The sequence below is a fragment of the Pseudomonas sp. P4_C4 genome (assembly GCF_056402055.1).
Genome location: NZ_JBFUID010000005.1, coordinates 54495 through 73913, shown reverse-complemented (window position 1 = coordinate 73913; position 19419 = coordinate 54495). Strand labels below are relative to the sequence as shown.

The 19419-nt window shown below is 60.2% G+C and carries 18 protein-coding genes; 8 read left to right on the top strand and 10 right to left on the bottom strand.

The features are described from left to right. The first annotated feature begins 90 nt into the window (after window positions 1-90). The 4 genes from AC1DXW_RS04930 (at window position 91) to pdxH (ending at window position 5632) form a co-directional block, all read left to right on the top strand. Window positions 91-2493 carry a beta-galactosidase gene (locus AC1DXW_RS04930; protein ID WP_477752968.1) on the top strand — a complete coding sequence of 801 codons (2403 nt, stop codon included), beginning with the start codon at window positions 91-93 and terminating at the stop codon, window positions 2491-2493. Window positions 2494-2693: 200 nt separating this feature from the next. Further along, window positions 2694-3839, top strand: a complete 1146-nt coding sequence (locus AC1DXW_RS04925; RefSeq protein WP_477752967.1) for a serine hydrolase domain-containing protein — start codon at window positions 2694-2696, stop codon at window positions 3837-3839. A 113-nt stretch (window positions 3840-3952) separates the two neighbouring features. Continuing rightward, window positions 3953-4960, top strand: a complete 1008-nt coding sequence (locus AC1DXW_RS04920; RefSeq protein WP_477752966.1) for an OmpA family protein — start codon at window positions 3953-3955, stop codon at window positions 4958-4960. A gap of 24 nt (window positions 4961-4984) precedes the next feature. Beyond that, window positions 4985-5632, top strand: a complete 648-nt coding sequence (pdxH, locus tag AC1DXW_RS04915; RefSeq protein WP_477752965.1) for a pyridoxamine 5'-phosphate oxidase — start codon at window positions 4985-4987, stop codon at window positions 5630-5632. 5 nt (window positions 5633-5637) lie between these two features. Here pdxH and AC1DXW_RS04910 read toward each other — a convergent pair whose 3' ends face one another. Then, window positions 5638-5874 carry a hypothetical protein gene (locus tag AC1DXW_RS04910; protein ID WP_477752964.1) on the bottom strand — a complete coding sequence of 79 codons (237 nt, stop codon included), beginning with the start codon at window positions 5872-5874 and terminating at the stop codon, window positions 5638-5640. A gap of 165 nt (window positions 5875-6039) precedes the next feature. Here AC1DXW_RS04910 and AC1DXW_RS04905 point away from each other — a divergent pair, with 165 nt between their 5' ends. Continuing rightward, window positions 6040-6504: an outer membrane lipoprotein gene (locus AC1DXW_RS04905; RefSeq protein ID WP_111281476.1), complete on the top strand. Its 465-nt coding sequence runs from the start codon at window positions 6040-6042 to the stop codon at window positions 6502-6504. Window positions 6505-6607: 103 nt separating this feature from the next. On the opposite strand, the gene nhaA is transcribed toward AC1DXW_RS04905, so the two are convergent. After that, window positions 6608-7795 carry a Na+/H+ antiporter NhaA gene (nhaA, locus tag AC1DXW_RS04900; protein ID WP_477752963.1) on the bottom strand — a complete coding sequence of 396 codons (1188 nt, stop codon included), beginning with the start codon at window positions 7793-7795 and terminating at the stop codon, window positions 6608-6610. A gap of 247 nt (window positions 7796-8042) precedes the next feature. On the opposite strand from nhaA, the gene AC1DXW_RS04895 reads away from it, so the two are divergent. Then, window positions 8043-9140, top strand: a complete 1098-nt coding sequence (locus AC1DXW_RS04895) for a PLP-dependent cysteine synthase family protein (protein ID WP_477753007.1) — start codon at window positions 8043-8045, stop codon at window positions 9138-9140. Between the two features lie 143 nt (window positions 9141-9283). On the opposite strand, the gene AC1DXW_RS04890 is transcribed toward AC1DXW_RS04895, so the two are convergent. From AC1DXW_RS04890 to AC1DXW_RS04880, 3 genes are all read right to left on the bottom strand, one after another. Continuing rightward, window positions 9284-10897, bottom strand: a complete 1614-nt coding sequence (locus tag AC1DXW_RS04890; protein ID WP_477752962.1) for an NAD(P)/FAD-dependent oxidoreductase — start codon at window positions 10895-10897, stop codon at window positions 9284-9286. Window positions 10898-11004: 107 nt separating this feature from the next. Next, window positions 11005-11673, bottom strand: coding sequence for a COG3650 family protein (locus AC1DXW_RS04885; protein ID WP_477752961.1), 669 nt, complete (start codon window positions 11671-11673; stop codon window positions 11005-11007). Window positions 11674-11783: 110 nt separating this feature from the next. Continuing rightward, window positions 11784-12380 carry a short chain dehydrogenase gene (locus AC1DXW_RS04880; protein ID WP_477759805.1) on the bottom strand — a complete coding sequence of 199 codons (597 nt, stop codon included), beginning with the start codon at window positions 12378-12380 and terminating at the stop codon, window positions 11784-11786. 106 nt (window positions 12381-12486) lie between these two features. On the opposite strand from AC1DXW_RS04880, the gene AC1DXW_RS04875 reads away from it, so the two are divergent. After that, window positions 12487-13395, top strand: coding sequence for a LysR family transcriptional regulator (locus AC1DXW_RS04875; protein ID WP_046041267.1), 909 nt, complete (start codon window positions 12487-12489; stop codon window positions 13393-13395). Between the two features lie 166 nt (window positions 13396-13561). On the opposite strand, the gene AC1DXW_RS04870 is transcribed toward AC1DXW_RS04875, so the two are convergent. From AC1DXW_RS04870 to AC1DXW_RS04850, 5 genes are all read right to left on the bottom strand, one after another. After that, window positions 13562-14263, bottom strand: a complete 702-nt coding sequence (locus AC1DXW_RS04870; protein WP_046043979.1) for an ABC transporter ATP-binding protein — start codon at window positions 14261-14263, stop codon at window positions 13562-13564. Next, window positions 14264-15031 (bottom strand): high-affinity branched-chain amino acid ABC transporter ATP-binding protein LivG, encoded by a 768-nt coding sequence (gene livG / locus AC1DXW_RS04865; RefSeq protein WP_116262161.1) that lies wholly within the window; start codon window positions 15029-15031, stop codon window positions 14264-14266. It abuts the gene before it with no gap. Beyond that, window positions 15028-16284, bottom strand: coding sequence for a high-affinity branched-chain amino acid ABC transporter permease LivM (locus AC1DXW_RS04860; RefSeq protein ID WP_310056572.1), 1257 nt, complete (start codon window positions 16282-16284; stop codon window positions 15028-15030). The genes livG and AC1DXW_RS04860 overlap by 4 nt, the downstream gene beginning before the upstream one ends. After that, on the bottom strand, window positions 16281-17204 hold the full coding sequence (gene livH, locus AC1DXW_RS04855) for a high-affinity branched-chain amino acid ABC transporter permease LivH (RefSeq protein WP_046043982.1): 924 nt from the start codon (window positions 17202-17204) through the stop codon (window positions 16281-16283). The genes AC1DXW_RS04860 and livH overlap by 4 nt, the downstream gene beginning before the upstream one ends. A 227-nt stretch (window positions 17205-17431) precedes the next feature. Continuing rightward, a complete protein-coding gene (locus tag AC1DXW_RS04850) occupies window positions 17432-18559 on the bottom strand; it encodes a branched-chain amino acid ABC transporter substrate-binding protein (RefSeq protein ID WP_477755256.1) in 1128 nt (375 codons plus the stop codon). Window positions 18560-18911: 352 nt separating this feature from the next. Here AC1DXW_RS04850 and AC1DXW_RS04845 point away from each other — a divergent pair, with 352 nt between their 5' ends. Further along, window positions 18912-19217, top strand: a complete 306-nt coding sequence (locus AC1DXW_RS04845; RefSeq protein WP_477755255.1) for a DUF2288 domain-containing protein — start codon at window positions 18912-18914, stop codon at window positions 19215-19217. Window positions 19218-19419: the final 202 nt, after the last annotated feature.

Below are 19419 nucleotides of genomic sequence, written 5' to 3'. Positions count from 1 at the left end.
GGTGGGTAGTTTTGCCCACCGCGTTGTCTATCTCTCTGCCATCGCTTTTCCACTGGCCCATTGAAGGTCGTTAGGGAGATTTTCGTTCTCATGATTTGCCGTTCGTTGCCTGCTGTTTTTGCCCTGCTGTTCGCAACACCGCTGTTGGCCGCTCCCGCCAGCCCGCAGACTTTGTTCAACTTTGTGCGCCCCGCCGACGTGGTCCAGGTGGCGACTCAGGACGCCAGCCTGCCGCAATCCAACGCCGAGCAAACCCCCGAGGGCGAAGTGCTGCGCCGGGTGACGTTCAACCCGGTCGCCCGGCCGACGTTGCGCCTGACCCCGCAAACCGGCGCCTGGGACTGGTCGCAGTCGGGCGTCATGAGCCTGCGGATCCAGAGCGCGATGAGCTGGGCCCTGACCCTGTACGTGACCATCCAGAGCAACGACGGCAAGACACTGGTCAGCCGCGTCGATCTGCCGGCAGGGCCTGCGCAAACCCTGTTGGTGCCTTTGCAAGCGACATCACCGCTGAACCAGGGCATGAAGTCTGGCCCGCCGATGCCGATGACTGTCGAGGGGCAGCGAGTGTTGCTGGCCAGCAGCGCCGGTGAACTGGATCGCAGCCAGGTGGTGTCGGTGAGTTTGTCGATGGACCAGCCGAAAGCCGCACAAAGCATCTTGCTGGAACGCTTTGGTGTGCAGGACGGCGAGTCAGTCACCCAAGCTGTATATGGCGGGTTGGTGGATGCTTACGGCCAGTCGACCCGAGACAAATGGCCGGAAAAAATCAGCAGCGACGAACAATTGAAAAGCGCCGCAAGCAAGGACCAGCAGCAACTGAAAACCTGGCTGGCCGAGCGTGAAAAGTCGTCCCTGGACAAGTTCGGTGGTCTAACCAAAGGCCCGTCCTTCAAGGCCAGCGGCTTTTTCCGCACCGAGAAACGCGACGGACGCTGGTATCTGGTGACGCCGGAAGGCCATCCGTTTTATTCGCTAGGGGTTAACACCGTCGCTGCAGACGTCAACCAGACTTACGTTGCCGGTCGCGAGTGGATGTTCGAATCCCTGCCCAAGGCGGACGAGGCCCTGGCCAGTCATTTCGGCGAAGGCGACAACCGTGGCGGCAACGGTGCCGATCAGGGCCGCGGCTACAATGCCGGGCGCTGGTACGACTTCTACGGCGCCAATCTGCAGCGTCTGTATGGCGATCCGTGCGTGAAGGGTAGCGATACCAAGGCCGGTGTCGCCGAAGCGGCCAAGACCGAAGCGACAGAAGCGAAAGCCGCTGAGCAAAAACCTGTCGAACCGTGCAAGGCGCTATTCGACGAGCAACGTTGGGCCAGTCACACCCTTGATCGTTTGCAGGCCTGGGGCTTCAACACCATCGGTAACTGGAGTGCGCCGGTACTGGGCAACGCTGATCGCGTGCCGTACACCTTGCCGCTATCGATCGTCGGCGACTACGCCAGCATCAGCACCGGTACCGACTGGTGGGGCGGCATGCCCGACCCGTTCGACCCGCGTTTCGCCATGGCCACCGAACGTGCCGTGGCCATCGCCGCCCGCGATCATCATGACGATCCGTGGCTGATTGGTTACTACGCTGACAACGAACTGGCCTGGGCCGGTCCCGGCGATGACCCGAAAGCCCAATATGCCTTGGCCTACGGCACTTTGAAAATGACCACCGACGTGCCGGCCAAGCGCGCGTTCCTCAAGCAACTGCGCGACAAGTACCGTAACCAGGCTGGTTTGTCGAAAGCCTGGGGCATTGATCTGCCGGCCTGGGAGCTGATGGAAGATCCGGGGTTCGTGCCGCCACTGCCAAGCGCCGAGCACCCGGAAATCGAAGCCGACTTCAAATACTTCCAGAAGGTCTTTGCCGACACTTACTTCAAGACCATCTCCGACTCGCTCAAGTGGCACGCGCCGAACCAATTGCTGCTCGGCGGCCGTTTCGCGATCAGCACGCCGGAAGCGGTGGAGTCCTGCGCCCAGTACTGCGACGTGTTGAGTTTCAACATGTACACCTTGCAACCCCAGGACGGTTACGACTTCGCCAAACTGCTCAGTCTCGACAAACCGGTGCTGATCACCGAGTTCAATTTCGGCTCGGCTGATCGTGGCCCGTTCTGGGGCGGCGTCACGCCGTTGGCGAAGGAGGAGGACCGCGGTGCGGCTTATGCCAACTTCCTCAAGCAGGCCTTGAGCGAGCCGTCGATTGTTGGCGTGCATTGGTTTCAGTACCTCGATCAACCGGTCACCGGGCGTCTGCTTGACGGTGAAAACGGTCACTTCGGGTTGGTGGGCATTACTGATCTGCCGTTCCAGGGTTTTGTCGATAGCGTGCGCAAGAGCAACCTGGCGACGGTCGAGCAATTGGGCAAAGAGGCCGAGAAGGCTACGGCCGCCGCCGACAAAGCCAGCCACGACGCCGAGGGCGGCCGCAAGGCCGAGGCCGGCAAGGGGCCGGGGAAGGGCGCTGGTGGGCATTCCGGCAAAGGTCATTAAATTCTGAGGCAGCCAAGATCGCAGCCTTCGGCAGCTCCTACAGGGGAAGTGTAAACACCTTGTAGGAGCTGCCGCAGGCTGCGATCTTTTGATTTTCATCTTGATCTTGAATTGACCGCCTAGCCCGCCCCTGTTCCAAAAACCCTCAAGGGCTGGAACAATGCGGCCCAATTTACAGAACGTTTTCCGGGGAGTTGCGGGTGCAGATTCAGGGTCATTACGAGCTTAAGTTCGAAGCGGTGCGAGAGGCGTTCGCTGCGCTGTTCGACGATCCCCAGGAGCGTGGCGCAGCGTTGTGCGTTCAGATTGGTGGCGAAACCGTCCTCGATCTGTGGGCCGGCACTGCCGACAAGGACGGGGCCGAGGCCTGGCACAGCGACACCATCGCCAACCTGTTCTCCTGCACCAAGACTTTTACCGCTGTCACCGCGCTGCAACTGGTGGCCGAAGGCAAGCTGCAACTGGATGCCCCGGTCGCGCGCTACTGGCCTGAGTTCGCCGCCGCCGGCAAAGAGTCCGTCACCCTGCGACAATTGCTCTGCCATCAGGCCGGCCTTCCGGCATTGCGCGAGTTACTGGCCCCCGAAGCCCTTTACGACTGGCAAACCATGGTCGACGCCCTGGCCGCCGAAACGCCATGGTGGACGCCGGGCGAAGGCCACGGTTACGCGGCGATCACCTATGGCTGGCTGGTCGGTGAATTGCTGCGCCGTGCCGACGGTCGTGGACCGGGGGAATCCATCGTCGCGCGGGTCGCCAAGCCGTTGGGCCTGGACTTCCATGTCGGCCTGGCCGACGAAGAGTTCCATCGCGTGGCCCACATTGCGCGGGGCAAGGGCAATGTCGGCGATGCGGCCGCCCAGCGCCTGCTGCAAGTGACCATGCGTGAGCCAACGGCCATGACGACCCGGGCGTTCACCAACCCGCCGTCGATCATGACCAGCACCAACAAACCCGAGTGGCGACGCATGCAGCAGCCGGCCGCCAATGGCCATGGCAATGCCCGCAGCCTGGCCGGCTTCTATGCAGGCCTGCTCGATGGCCGCTTGCTGGAAAGCGAGATGCTCGATGAACTGACCCGCGAGCACAGCCTCGGCGAGGACAAGACTTTACTGACCCAGACCCGTTTTGGCCTGGGCTGCATGCTCGATCAACCGGACGTTGCCAATGCCACCTTCGGCCTTGGCCCGCGTGCGTTTGGTCATCCGGGTGCCGGCGGTTCCATCGGTTTTGCCGACCCGGAGCACGATGTGGCTTTCGGATTTGTGACAAATACCCTGGGGCCGTACGTCTTGATGGACCCGCGCGCCCAAAAGCTGGTGCGGGTTCTGGCCACTTGTCTGTAAAAACGACTATCGGGTGTCAGGGCTGGAACCCGATAGCCATTCCAGTTTCAAACCGTCTGCTTCTACCGGCCAATCTGGCCTGATTTTTTTGACTTCATTTTTGTGGATATCCAATGTCATCCAATAAAACCCTCGCCTTGGCCCTGTGCTTTGCTATTACCGGTTGCGCACAGACTCCACAGAAAGATGCGACGGCGCCTGTCGCCAAGACTGAAAGCGGCAGCCACTGGTACTGGCCGTTCGGCTCCGACGACAGCACCGGCAAGCCCGTGGCCAAGCCGGAGGTGAAACCTGCAGTCAAGCCCGTTGCGGTGGCCAAGGCCGAAACCGATAGCGGCAGCAAGTGGTGGTGGCCGTTCGGCGGCAGCAAGCAGAGCGCCGCCAAAGCTGTGCCGATGCCAGATCCAAAAGTCACCCAGGCCTGGCTTGACGACTACGAACCGCGTCTGCGCGAGGCGGTCAAGGGCAGCAACATGCAACTCGAGCGCCGCGAAAACGTGCTGGTGGTGACGACGCCGGTCGAAGGCTCGTTCAACCCTGATCGTCCGGCCATGCTGCTGCCGGTCACACTCGGTCCGTTTACCCGCATTGCCAAAATCCTTGAAGCCGATCCACAGACCGCGGTCCTGATTCTCGGCCACAGCGATACGTCCGGTGCGGCGTCTGCCAACGTCAAGCTGAGCCAGGAACGTGCCCAGGCCGTCGCGGCGATTTTCCGTCTCAGTGGTTTGCAGCGTGATCGCCTGATGCTGCGTGGCCTGGGCGGTGATGCGCCGCGCGCCGCCAACGACAGCGCGGAAGGGCGTGCGTTGAACCGCCGCGTGGAGCTGCTGGTGACCCCGCAAAACACCATGGTCGCACTGCTGAGCAAGTACAACATGCCGGCGCCGGCCCCTGTGACCAAGGTCACTGCCGCTGACGTCAAGCCGGTCGCCAAGCCTGTGACACCGGCCCCGGCTGCGAAAAAAGCGACCGTCCCGACCACGAAAAAAGCGCCAGCGAAAAAAGCACCGGCCAAGAAATCACCTGCGAAAACCGCAACGCCGGCGAAAAAGACCACGCCAGCCAAAGCCTCCGCGGCTGACAAGAAAGGCGCCGCCACCGATACTGCAAAGCAGTGATTCGTTAACCAAAAGGAATGCGCCATGACCCAGGGCCTGGCTGATATGCGTCGTGACTACACCCGTGATGGCCTGACCGAGGCACAAGCCCCGGCCGAGCCGTTTGCGCTGTTCCACCAGTGGTTCGCCGACGCGGTGAAAACCGAGCAGGCGCCGGTGGAAGCCAACGCCATGACCCTGGCCACCGTCGACCAGGACGGTCGACCGCACTGTCGCATTCTGTTGCTCAAGGGCCTGGACGAACAGGGCTTCACCTTTTTTACCAACTACGACAGCGCCAAGGGCCAGCACCTGGCCGCGAATCCGTTCGCGGCCATGACGTTTTTCTGGCCGGCGCTGGAGCGCCAGGTGCGCATCGAAGGGCGGGTGGTGAAGGTCACGCCTGAGGAGTCCGACGCCTATTATCAGGTCCGTCCGCTGGGCAGTCGCCTGGGGGCCTGGGCATCGCCGCAGAGCCGTGTGATCGCCGATCGTGGCGAGCTCGAAACGCTGCTCAAGGACACCGAGCACCGTTTCAGCGACACCCAGCCGCATTGCCCTGAACACTGGGGCGGTTATCGCCTGCTGCCGGAGCGCATTGAATTCTGGCAGGGCCGCCCAAGCCGCCTGCATGACCGCCTCAATTACCGCCAGCAGGGCTCCGGCTGGATTCTTGAACGTCTGGCCCCCTGAGCAGTTTACCTACCGGGATAGCCTGCCGCAGCGGCCTCTAGCCACTTCGGCAGGTCTCGACGCTTGATCTTCTGCACCTGAGCGCTCGCCAACTGTTCGAGCATGAAGGCTTTTTTCTGCTCGTCCTTGCCCGCCAGCGCTAGCGCCAGGTCGCGGTCCATCCAGCGTTTGATCCGTACGTACAACCACCCGTGGAAGTACAGACCAGCGACGGTAGTAACGAAAATGATAAAGTAGTCCATGAAAATCCTTGGCCAGTGGGGCAGTTTTCCGATTTTGCCGCTACTGTGTGAGTTCGTGGAGGCGCCTTAACGGAGCCTGAATCAAACCAATTTTACCCGGGCGGTGCCGTGACAGGCGTCAAGCTGCGGAGTTTAATGAATATCTGTTTCTTTGGAGTTGATGCTATGCGTAAGTCTGTTCTGCTGGTTGCTTCCTTTTCCACGATGGCGATGTTGCTCACTGGTTGCCAATCGAACCTGACCGGTGACTCCTACTCCCGTGACGAGGCGCGTCGTGTGCAGACCGTTCGCATGGGCACCATCGAAGCATTGCGTCCGGTGAAAATCGAAGGCACCAAAACCCCGATCGGCGGCGCTGCAGGCGCAGTGGTCGGCGGCGTTGGCGGTAGCTCCATCGGTGGTGGCAAAGGCAGCGTCGTTGCTGCCGTCATCGGTGCTGTGGCCGGCGGTCTGCTCGGTTCGGCCGCTGAAGAAGGCCTGACCCGCACCCAGGGCGTGGAAATCACCGTGCGCGAAGACGATGGCAGCATGCGCGCCTACGTTCAGGAAGTTCAGCCGAACGAGGTGTTCCGTGTTGGCGAGCGTGTGCGCATCGCCAGTGTGAATGGCACCAGCCGCGTTTCGCACTAAGCGCAAACACCGGATAAACAAAAAACCCGATCAGGTGACTGATCGGGTTTTTTGTTTTTGGCTGAGGTGAGTCTTGATTGGCGCCAGGCGTTATCGCGGTTTATCAGTATGCCAGGCTGGAGTTCTTGCGGCTCGCCATCGCCGTCACCCCATAACCGATCAGCGCGGCCAGAATCGAACCGGTCAGGATCCCCATGCGATCCATCCCGGCGAAATCACTCACGCCCGGCTCAAAGGCCAGCGAGCCGACAAACAGGCTCATGGTGAAGCCGATGCCGCAGAGAATCGCCACGCCCAATATCTGGCCCCAATTGGCGCCTTGGGGCAGAGCGGCGATACCGGTTTTCACGGCCAGCCAGGTCAGGCCGAAGACACCGACGGTCTTGCCCAGCAACAGCCCGATGGCGATGCCCATGGGGACGTGGTGAGTGAAGCTTTCGACGGTGACACCGCTCAGGGACAGGCCGGCATTGGCAAACGCGAACAGCGGCAGAATGCCGTAGGCGACCCACGGGTGCAGGGCGTGTTCCAGGGTCAGCAATGGCGAGGGCTCGGCATTTTTTGTGCTCAGCGGAATGCAGAAAGCCAGGGTTACACCGGCCAGGGTGGCGTGGACACCGCTCTTGAGCACGCAGACCCAGAGAATCAAGCCAATGATCATGTAGGGCCCGAGCTTGACCACGCCGAGCCGGTTCATCCCGATCAGCGCGGCAATACAGGCCGCGGCCAGCGCCAGGGACAGGGTCGACAGCGCACCGGAATAGAAGATCGCAATGATGATGATCGCGCCGAGGTCGTCGATGATCGCCAGGGTCATCAGGAACAGTTTCAGCGAGACCGGAACGCGTTTGCCCAGCAGCGCCAACACGCCAAGGGCGAAGGCGATGTCGGTAGCGGTCGGGATTGCCCAGCCGTTGAGGGCCGGTGGCGTGTCGCGATTGAGGTACCAGTAGATCAGCGCCGGCACTACCATGCCACCAATCGCCGCCGCGCCAGGCAGGACGATTTGCGACGGTTTGGACAACTGGCCGTCGAGGACTTCGCGCTTCACTTCCAGGCCAATCAGCAGGAAAAACAGCGCCATCAGGCCGTCGTTGATCCACAGCAGCAACGGCTTGGCGATTTTAAGCGCGCCGATCTGTGCCACCACGGGGGTGTCCAGCAGGCCGTTGTACAGCCACGACAGCGGCGAGTTGTTGATGATTAGAGCCAGAACGGCAGCGGCGATCAGTAACAGACCGCTGGCAGCTTCCAACTGAAAGAAACGCGTGAAAGTGCTACGCAGAGGCAAGGTCGCTCTCCATCCGTGAATTCAAAAGGTGTTACACCCTAACAAGTACTGTTAGTTGTTAAAACAAAAGTTATATTCTTTTTTGTTATATGCCGTTACAGAGTGAACCGCCAGTACCGAGCAGAGCCTAGCAGTTGCCGGGCGTATTGGACCTCAGCTGTACCTGTGCTGGATGTAGGTTTTTTCCTAAGCTTGTTGGATGAGCCTCGATAAAAGGCCGACTCCTGCCCGATTCAACGAGAAAACCATCATGAGCGACAACCGACAGTGGTCCCGCGAAGCGATCCGGATCATCGAAGCCGATTTCCAGCGCAGCGCCGACACCCACTTGATCCCCTTGCCGCTGCCGGGTTTTCCAGGCATCGAGTTGTACTTCAAGGATGAATCCAGCCACCCCACGGGCAGTCTCAAGCACCGACTGGCCCGTTCGCTGTTCCTGTACGCGCTGTGTAATGGCTGGCTCAAGCCAGGAGCGCCGGTCATTGAGGCTTCCAGCGGTTCCACGGCGATTTCCGAAGCGTATTTCGCGCGCATGCTGGGCTTGCCGTTCATTGCGGTGATGCCGGCGACTACCTCGAAAGAAAAGATCGCGCAAATCGCCTTCTATGGCGGCCAAAGCCACCTGGTGGACGATCCGACCCAGATCTACGCCGAGTCTGAACGACTGGCCCGCGAACACGACGGGCACTTCATTGACCAGTTCACCTACGCCGAGCGCGCCACCGACTGGCGGGCGAACAACAACATTGCCGAGTCGATCTTTCATCAGATGCGTTTCGAGCAGCATCCCGAGCCGAGCTGGCTGATTTCCAGTCCCGGTACCGGGGGCACCACGGCCACCCTGGGCCGATACGTGCGTTATCGCCAGTATTGCACCCGCGTGCTGTGTGCCGATGCCGAGCGTTCGGTGTTCTTCGATTACTACCAGACCGGCGATGCCAGCCTGCGACTGGACCACGGCTCGCGGATCGAAGGTATCGGCCGGCCGCGTGTGGAGGCGTCGTTTCTGCCCAAGGTGATCGACGCGATGGTCAAGGTGCCGGATGCCTTGTCACTGGCGGCCATGCACTACCTGGCGGAGCGTTTGGGACGCCATGTGGGCGGGTCGAGCGGGACCAACCTGATCGGCGCGCTGATGGCCGCTCAGCACATGAAGGCGCAGGGGGAGACGGGGTCGATGGTGGCGATTCTGTGTGACAGCGGCGAGCGCTACGCCACAACCTATTACGATCAGGATTGGCTCAAGGCTCAGGGGTATGAGTTGAGCGGGTTGATTGCTGCGGTGGCGGCGACAGTGGAGCGGGGTGAGCCGCTGCCGGCGTCGGTACTGCGCGCCAATATCTGAGATCTTTCAGACACTGAGTACCAATGTGGGAGCGAGCTTGCTCGCGATGGCGGATTAACATTCAACTCTTGTGCTGACTGATTGGCCGCTATCGCGAGCAAGCTCGCTCCCACAGGGTTTTGCATTGTTTCCGGGATCGGGTATCAGGCTTCCAGGCCGAGAATATCCCGAGCCACAGCCTCGGCAATGCGAATCCCGTCAACACCCGCCGACAGAATCCCGCCCGCATAACCGGCACCCTCACCGGCCGGGAACAAGCCTTTCACGTTCAGGCTCTGCATCGATTCGTTGCGGGTAATACGCAGCGGTGAGGATGTGCGGGTCTCGATCCCGGTCAGCACCGCGTCGTGCAGCGAATAACCACGAATCTGCTTCTCGAACGCCGGCAGGGCTTCGCGAATCGCTTCGATGGCGAACGCCGGCAGTGCCAACGCCAGGTCACCCAGGGCTACGCCCGGCTTGTAGGACGGCTCGACGCTGCCCAGTTCGGTGGATGGTTTTCCCGCGATAAAATCGCCGACCAGTTGCGCCGGGGCTTCGTAGTTGCTGCCGCCCAGCACAAAGGCGTGGGATTCCAGGCGCTCCTGCAGCTCGATACCGGCCAGCGGGCCGCCCGGGTAATCGACTTCCGGGGTGATGCCAACGACGATACCGGAGTTGGCATTGCGCTCGTTACGCGAGTACTGGCTCATGCCGTTGGTGACCACGCGGTTCGGCTCGGAAGTCGCTGCCACCACAGTGCCGCCCGGGCACATGCAGAAGCTGTAGACCGAGCGGCCGTTCTTGGCGTGGTGCACCAGTTTGTAGTCGGCGGCGCCCAGTTTCGGGTGGCCGGCGTACTTGCCCAGGCGCGCACGGTCGATCAGAGACTGCGGGTGTTCGATGCGGAAACCCACCGAGAACGGCTTGGCTTCCATGAACACACCACGGCCGTGGAGCATGCGGAAAGTGTCGCGGGCGCTGTGGCCAAGGGCCAGGATCACGTGTTTCGAATGAATCTGTTCGCCGCCATTGAGTTCGACGCCGACCAGTTGTCCGTCTTCGATCAGCACGTCGGTGACACGCTGCTGGAAGCGCACTTCACCGCCCAGGGCGCGAATCTGCTCCCGCATGTTTTCCACCACGCCGGTCAGACGGAACGTACCGATGTGCGGCTTGCTGACGTAGAGGATTTCTTCCGGGGCACCGGCCTTGACGAATTCGTGCAGGACTTTACGACCGAGGAATTTCGGGTCCTTGATCTGGCTGTAGAGCTTGCCGTCGGAGAATGTCCCTGCGCCGCCTTCACCGAACTGCACGTTGGATTCCGGGTTGAGCACGCTTTTGCGCCACAGGCCCCAAGTGTCCTTGGTGCGCTGGCGTACTTCGGTGCCGCGTTCGAGGATGATCGGCTTGAAGCCCATTTGCGCCAGCAGCAGCCCGGCGAAAATCCCGCACGGGCCGAAGCCGACGACGATCGGCCGCGCGCTCAGGTCGGCCGGTGCCTGGCCTACCGCTTTGTAGCTGACATCAGGCGCCACGTTGACGTTACGGTCATCGGCAAACTTGTGCAGGACCAAAGCCTCATCGCGAACTTCAAGGTCGATGGTGTAGATGAAGCACAGCTCGGAGGACTTTTTTCGCGCATCGTAGCTGCGCTTGAACAAGGTGAAATCGAGCAGGTCATCGCTGGCAAGCCCTAAGCGCTGCACGATGGCAGGGCGCAGGTCTTCTTCGGGATGGTCGATCGGCAACTTGAGTTCGGTGATTCGTAACATGGCAGGATCCGGTTCGCGGGGCGCACAACTGCGCCAGGGCGTTTGAAGCCCGCGATTATAAGCCCCAAAGGCAATGCCCAGTGAGGCAAAAACCGCCTCTCGTCGAATCAGTCGTCGCGCGAGCCGCCGAAATACCCGCATCCACGCTGGACCTGGCCGTCAACGCGCAGCTCGGCACTCATGTGCTGGATGCTGCCGGTGCTGCTGTCGACGCAACGTTGCGGCGCAACCCACAGTTCGATGTGTTGGTTATTGGCTTCGGTGCTGAGGTTGAAACGGCCATCGCCCAGTTGCTCTTCCACGTAGGGCACGGCGAGGGGAGGCTGGCCGGCGCGGTCAATGACCATGCCTTTGCCGCTGACCTTGACGTTCCATTCCGGCGTATGGCCGGCGGCGCGCAGGATCAGCAGTTTGAAGTTCGGATCGTCGCACGCGGTGCCTGAGCGCTCGACACGGTACAACTGCTCCAGATCGACCTGGCCGTCACCACCGCTGCCGGCCACAACCCGCCCACGCACGTCGGCAAACAGTTTGCCCTGCTTGTCCGCCAGGTTTGCCGCCTGCTGCAGGACGCTGGTACCACCCGTGTCGTTGACCACATAGCGGTTTGCCTGGTTGCACGGCTGGAACAGCAGCTTGCCGTCCGCCGCGGTCAGCTGGCCTTGCATGCGTGTCTGGCCGACGTGGGAGTCGCTCTGCCGTTCACCCTCGAACAACTGGCAAGCGGCGAACAGCGGAAGCAGGGCAACGAGGACTAGGGAACGGGCAACACGCATCTTGGGGTCTCCTGACAAGTGTCGCCACGTTACTCAGGCTGACCGTTCATCACAACCCGTTATTGCCTCCACTATGTACAGGCACTGTCACAACCTGTGTGCTTCGGTCTTCAGATGTGAAAGGTCTGACCGGTCTGCAACCCTTCCACGCTCTTGGCGTAGGCCAATGCAACATCCGCTGCAGGAACCGGCTTGAAGCCAYGGAAGTACGGCGCGTATTTGCCCATGGCTTCCACCAGCACGTTCGGACTGATCGAATTCACCCGCAGACCGCGCGGCAGTTCGATGGCGGCGGCGCGGACGAAGCTGTCCAACGCTCCGTTGACCAAGGCTGCCGACGCGCCGCTGTAAATCGGATCGTGACTGAGCACGCCAGTGGTGAAGGTGAACGATGCGCCGTCATTGGCGAACTCGCGGCCGATCAACAGCAGGTTGACCTGGCCCATGAGTTTATCTTTCAGGCCCAGGGTAAAGCTCTCCTCGGTCATCTCATTGAGCGGTGCGAAGGTCACGTTGCCGGCGGCACACACCAGTGCATCGAATTTGCCGGTCTGCTCGAACAGTTTGCGAATCGAGGTGCTGTCGCTGATGTCCACCTGAAAATCGCCGCTGTTACGGCCAATCCGGATGATTTCATGGCGTTGCGACAGTTCCTTGTCGACTGCCGAACCGATGGTGCCGTTTGCGCCGATCAAAAGAATTTTCATGGGGGCTGATCCTCGTATGGGTTGAACGCGGTATCAGTTTAGGGTGGTTTTTTCCGTAGATAAGCGCACTAATAGGCAACCTTTGGTTTTCAAATGGAAACAATCCATGAGCGAGATGGATGACCTGGCCGCGTTCGCCGTATTGATCGAAGCGGGAAGTTTCACCCTGGCGGCGCAGCAGCTCGGTTGCAGCAAAGGCCAGCTGTCCAAGCGCATCAGCCAGCTAGAAGCGCAGTTTTCCGTGGTGCTGTTGCAACGTACCACCCGCCGCTTGAGCCTGACCGCCGCCGGTGCTGCGTTGTTGCCCCAGGCACAGGCGCTGGTGGTGCAAGTCGAGCGGGCGCGTCAGGCCCTGGCGCGTCTGAAGGACGACATGGCCGGTCCGGTGCGGATGACGGTGCCGGTGTCGCTCGGGGAAACCTTCTTCGATGGGTTGTTGCTGGAGTTCTCCGCCAAATACCCTCAGGTGCAGATTGAGCTGGAGCTCAACAACAGCTACCGCGAACTGTCCCGCGACGGCTTCGATCTGGCGATTCGTTCTGACGTGGCGATTGACCAGCGACTGGTGGCGCGTCCGTTGCTGGCGTGGCAAGAACTGACCTGTGCCAGTCCGGCTTATCTGGAACAATACGGTGAGCCGCAAACGCCCCAGGCGCTGGCCGAACATCGCTGCCTGCTCAACAGCCATTACAGCGGCCGCGAAGAATGGCTGTATCACCAGCAGCATGAATTGTTGCGGGTGCGGGTGTCGGGGCCGTTCGCCAGCAACCACTACAACCTGTTGAAGAAAGCCGCACTGGTCGGTGCCGGTATTGCGCGCCTGCCGTCCTACTGTTTGCCAACGGAGCTGGCGGACGGGCGTTTGCGATGGCTGCTGCGCGATTATCAGACCCGCAGCATGCCGATGTATCTGGTGCATCCGTATCAGGGCGGTTTGCCCAAGCGCACGCAGGTACTGGCGGATTATTTGATCGGGTGGTTCAAGCGCAGTGGGGAGGTGCTGGATCGGTTGTAATGACCCCCAGTAGGAGCGAGCTTGCTCGCGAAGAACGTATAGACACCACGTTCATCCAGCCAGCCACCGTCATCGTTAACGTCCATCGCGAGCTCGCTCCTACAAGGGGTCTCATGGCGGGCATAAAAAAACGGCCCGAAGGCCGTTTTCTGTTTACCGCAATGGCTCAACCGCCGAGGTACGCTTCGCGCACTTTCGGGTCGGTCAGCAGTGCTTCGCCGGTGCCTTGCATCACCACCCGGCCGTTCTCCAGCACGTAGGCGCGGTCAGCGATTTTCAGCGCCTGGTTGGCGTTCTGCTCGACCAGGAACACCGTCACACCGTCCTTGCGCAGCTGTTCGATGATGTCGAAGATCTGCTGGATGATGATCGGTGCCAGGCCCAGGGAAGGCTCGTCGAGCAGCAACAGCTTGGGCTTGCTCATCAGCGCACGGCCGATGGCGAGCATTTGCTGTTCGCCACCGGACATGGTGCCGCCACGCTGGGCGAAGCGTTCTTTCAGGCGTGGGAAAAGTCCGAGGACCTTGTCCATCTGTTCCTGATAATCGCCCTTGTCGGTGAAGAAACCACCCATGGAGAGGTTTTCTTCCACGGTCAGGCGGGAAAACACCCGACGACCTTCCGGTACCACGGCGATGCTCTTGCGCATGATCTGCGAGGAGTCCTGACCGACCAGTTCCTCACCCATGTAGCGGATGCTGCCGCTGTGGGCCTGCGGCGAACCGCAGAGCGTCATCAGCAGGGTCGACTTGCCGGCACCGTTGGCGCCGATCAGGGTCACGATCTCGCCCTGACGGACTTCGACGTTGACGCTGTGCAGGGCCTGGATCTTGCCGTAGAAGGTGGAAACGTTTTCGAACTGCAGCATTTACGCTTCCCCCAGGTAGGCTTTGATCACTTCAGGATTGTCGCGGATCTGTTCCGGCGTGCCGTTGGCCAGGGGGGTGCCCTGGTTGATCACGACGATGTGGTCGGAAATGCTCATGACCAGTTTCATGTCGTGTTCGATCAGCAGCACGGTGACGTTGTGCTCCTCACGCAGCACACTGATCAGCGCCTTGAGGTCTTCGGTTTCCTTTGGGTTCAGGCCGGCGGCCGGTTCGTCGAGCATGAGGATCCGCGGACGGGTCATCATGCAGCGGGCGATTTCCAGGCGACGTTGCTGACCGTAGGCCAGGGTGCCGGCCGGACGGTTGGCGAACTCCTTGAGGTGAACCTTTTCCAGCCAGTACTCGGCGTACTCCATGGCCTCGCGTTCGCTTCTGCGAAATGACGGAGTCTTGAACAGGCCGGACAGGAAGTTGGTGTTCAAGTGACGGTGCTGGGCGATCAAGAGGTTCTCGACCGCGGTCATGTCCTTGAACAGCCGCACGTTCTGGAAAGTACGCACCACGCCCTTGAGGGCGATCTTGTGGCCGGGCAGGCCCTCGATGGCCTCGCCGTCCAGCAGGATGCTGCCGCCGCTCGGCTTGTAGAAGCCGGTCAGGCAGTTGAACACGGTGGTCTTGCCGGCGCCGTTGGGGCCGATCAGTGCCACGACCTGCTTTTCCTTCACGCTCAGGGCTACGCCGTTGACCGCCAGCAAACCGCCGAAGCGCATGCTCAGATTTTCTACTTTAAGGATCTCGCGGCTCATTTACGCAGCTCCATGTGAGGACGTTGCATGGGCAGCAGACCTTGAGGACGCCAGATCATCATCAGCACCATCAAGGCACCGAACATCAACATGCGGTATTCGCTGAAGTCACGCATCAGCTCGGGCAACAGAATCATTACGACGGCCGCGAGGACCACGCCCAATTGCGAGCCCATGCCGCCCAGCACCACGATGGCGAGGATGGTGGCCGATTCGATGAAGGTAAATGACTCCGGCGTCACCAGACCCTGACGTGCAGCGAAGAAGCTACCGGCAAATCCGGCGAAGCAGGCGCCCAGGGTGAAGGCCGACAGCTTGATCACGGTCGGGTTCAGGCCCAAGGCACGGCAGGCGATTTCGTCTTCACGCAAGGCTTCCCAGGCACGGCCGATCGGCATACGCAGCAGACGGTTGATCACGAACAGCGCGAACAGCGCCAGCAACAGCGCCACCAGGTAGAGGAATACCACCTTGCTGACCGGGTTGTAAGTCAGGCCGAAGTACTCGTGGAAGGTCTGCATGCCTTCGGCGGCCGTTCTATCGAAGCTCAGACCGAACAGCGACGGTTTGGGGATGTTGCTGATGCCGTTCGGTCCGCCCGTGAGGTCTGTCAGGTTACGCAGGAACAGACGGATGATCTCACCGAAGCCCAGGGTCACGATCGCCAGATAGTCACCGCGCAGACGCAGCACCGGGAAGCCCAGCAGGAAGCCGAACGTCGCAGACATCAGTCCGGCGATGGGCAGGCAGATCCAGAAGCTCAGGCCGTAGTAGTGCGACAGCAGCGCATAGCTGTAGGCGCCCACCGCGTAGAAACCGACGTAGCCCAGGTCGAGCAACCCCGCCAGACCGACCACGATGTTCAGGCCCAGACCGAGCAGTACATAGATCAGAATCAGCGTGGCGATATCCACCGCACCGCGCGAGCCGAAGAACGGCCACACCAGAGCGACCACGATCAACCCCATGATGATCCAGCGTTGGGTGCTGGGCAGGGTCATGAAGTGGCTGACCTTCGGCGAAACCAGCGAGCCTTTCGGCGCTGACTTCATCATGGTGCTCCACTGCTTGTCGAACAGCACCCGCAGGAACATCAGCACCGAGCTGGCGGTGATGATGAACAGCGTGGAGGTACTGGCACCCAGTACTTCGAGGTTGATGCCGGCGATGGACAGTTTCAGGCCGAGTACTGGATAGGCCACGGCCCAGACCAGCAGGGCGCTGAACAGCGCTTGTTTAAGATTCCTAGTCATACTTTCTCAATCTCCGGACGCCCCAACAGGCCGGTTGGCCGGAATAACAACACCAGAACCAGAAGGCCGAAAGCCACTACGTCCTTGTACTGGTCACCGAATATATCGGCGCCGAATGCTTCGGCCACCCCCAGCACCAGACCACCGAGCATGGCGCCCGGAATGCTGCCGATGCCACCCAGTACCGCCGCGGTAAAGGCCTTGAGGCCCACCAGGAATCCGGCGTTCGGGTTGATCACGCCATACTGCATGCTGAGCAATACAGCCGCCACGGCCGCCAGGGCGGCACCGATAACGAAGGTCAGGGCGATGATGTTGTTGGTGTTGATGCCCAGCAGGTTGGCCATCTTGATGTCTTCGGCACAGGCCCGGCAGGCACGTCCCAAGCGTGAACGCGAGATGAACTGGGTGAGGCAGAGCATCACCACCAGGGTCACCACGAACACCAGGATCTGCATGTAGGAAATCAGCACTTCCTGTGCTCCGCCCGGACCGAAACTGAAGCTGCCCGGAATCAGGTTGGGGATCGATTTGTCCTTGGAGTCCTGCGAGAGCAGTACGGAGTTTTGCAGGAAGATCGACATGCCGATGGCCGAGATCAGCGGGATCAGGCGGTTACTGCCCCGCAGGGGGCGGTAGGCGATCCGTTCGATGCTGTAGCCGTAGGCACTGGTTACAACGATGGTCGCCAGGAATGCGGCGGTCATCAACAGTGGCAGAGAATGGATACCCAGCATGGCCAGTCCGGCAAGGACGATGAAGGCCACGTAGGAGCCGATCATGTAGACCTCGCCATGGGCGAAGTTGATCATTCCAATAATGCCGTAAACCATTGTGTAGCCAATGGCAATCAGGGCATATGTGCTGCCAATGGTCAGACCATTAACCAGCTGTTGGAAGAAGTGATAGATCTCAGGCATTACAACGCTCCTAAAAACCTGATACGCATTTCACTGGTGGAGTCATGTTCCGGCCCGGGCTGTGTGGTCTGTAGCCACCTTCGCACGAGCGTTTGCCAGCGAACCGCTGGTGACGGTTTTAAGATTTTCAGGTAAGTCAGCTCCCGGATCGCGGGACTCTGACCTATTAACCTCGTAAAACAAAGCCCACGGCTTGCGCAGTGGGCTCTATTACTTATGGAGCCAGTTTACTGAGGCGAAACTTCAGTCTTTGGTTTACCGAAATGCCACTGATAAACCACGAACTTGAAGTCCTTCAGGTCGCCCTTTTCGTCGAACGACAGGTCGCCGGTCGGAGTCTTGAAGGTGCCTTTGTGAATGGCTTCAGCCACCTTGGCGGTGTCTTCGCTCTTCGCTGCCTTGATGCCTTCGGCGATCACTTCGACAGCCGAGTAGGCCGGGAACACGAACGGGCCGGTCGGGTCCTGTTTCTTGGCGGCGAACGCCTCAACCAGCGCCTTGTTGGACGGGTCCTGGTCGAAAGACTTCGGCAGGGTCACCAACAGGCCTTCGGAAGCGTCCTGGGCGATTTGCGAGATGGAGTCGTTGCCCACACCTTCAGGCCCCATGAACTTGGCGTTCAGGCCCTTTTCCTTGGATTGACGCAGGATCAGGCCCAGTTCCGGGTGGTAGCCGCCGTAGTAGACGAAGTCGACGTTGGCTTGCTTGAGCTTCTGGATGATCGAGGAGAAGTCCTTGTCACCGGCGTTGAGGCCTTCGAACACGGCAACCTTGACGCCTTTGCCTTCGAGGGTTTTCTTCACGGAAGTGGCGATGCCTTCACCGTATTGCTGTTTGTCGTGCAGCACAGCAACGATTTTCGGTTTTACGTGGTTGGCGATGTAGTTACCGGCAGCAGGGCCCTGGGCGCTATCCAGGCCGATGGTGCGGAACACCATTTTGTAACCACGTGCGGTGATGTCCGGGCTGGTGGCAGCCGGTGTGATCATGATCACGCCTTCGTCTTCGTAGATGTCCGAAGCCGGTTGAGTGGAGCTGGAGCAGAGGTGACCGACAACGAATTTCACACCATCGTTGACCACTTTGTTGGCGACGGCCACGGCTTGTTTAGGGTCGCACGCGTCGTCGTATTCCTTGGCTTCGAGCATCTTTCCGTCGACGCCGCCCTTGGCGTTGATCTGCTCGATGGCCATCTTGGCACCGATGAACTGCATGTCGCCGTATTGAGTGACCGGGCCGGTTTTAGGGCCTGCGATGCCGATCTTGATGGTGTCAGCTGCGAACGAATGGCTGGCAACCCCGGCCAGAACCATAGCGGCAAACAGTTTGGAAATCTGCTTAGTAGCCTTAGTCATAGTGCTCCACTCTTACTGTTGTAGTTTTTATAGTCCTGGCGCCGATGGCAGCAGAACCGGGTCAGATATCCACGACATCCCCCCGGAAATGCCCCCCGGCAACTGTACCGGTACAGTGTAGAGCGCCGATTGTCAGCCTGGGAAGGCGGCGCCGGGGGGCAAAACCTGCGGGTGTCGCTTTATTGAAAGAAAAAGACAGAATTGCGGCGGGGGTGTTGAAGGGCTTATAGCCGGATTCAGTGCATTCCCTGGCTTTACTGCGCTTTTCATTTCGGTCACTCAATTGCATCCGGGTTTTTCTGCCAGACCAGCGACGTTATCATTCGCGTCGATTTCTTTTCCGGACAGTCCCATGAATCAAGAACCTAGCACCCTCTATGCCAAGCTGCTTGGTGAAACCGCATCTATTACCTGGAAAGAGCTGGAGCCGTTCTTCGCCAAGGGTGCCCTATTGTGGGTCGATTCCGGCCTGGATTTGATCGCCGCCGCCGAGGCCGTGGCCCAGGATGAAGGGGAGAAAGTGGCCGCCTGGCTGGCTGCTGACAAACTCGCCAAGCTCTCTGAAACGCGGGCGCTGGATCTTTTTGAACGTGATCCACAGTTGTGGGCCGTGGTTGTTTCGCCGTGGATTCTGGTCCAGGAAAGGGCGCAGGCTTGAAAGATTGCACCTGTTTAGTGCGTTCATTTCAGGGGGAAAAGTGTGTAGCCGGGTAGCGTGATGGCATGTTGCCGTGGAGAAAGGCCACAGCTTCACGGTGACGTAAACGTAACGGGAACAGTTGAGAGGGCAACTGAACGGCTGCTCAATTGTTTCCGGATGTTGATGTGCAGTGAAATTAAGGCCGCCATCGCGAGCAAGC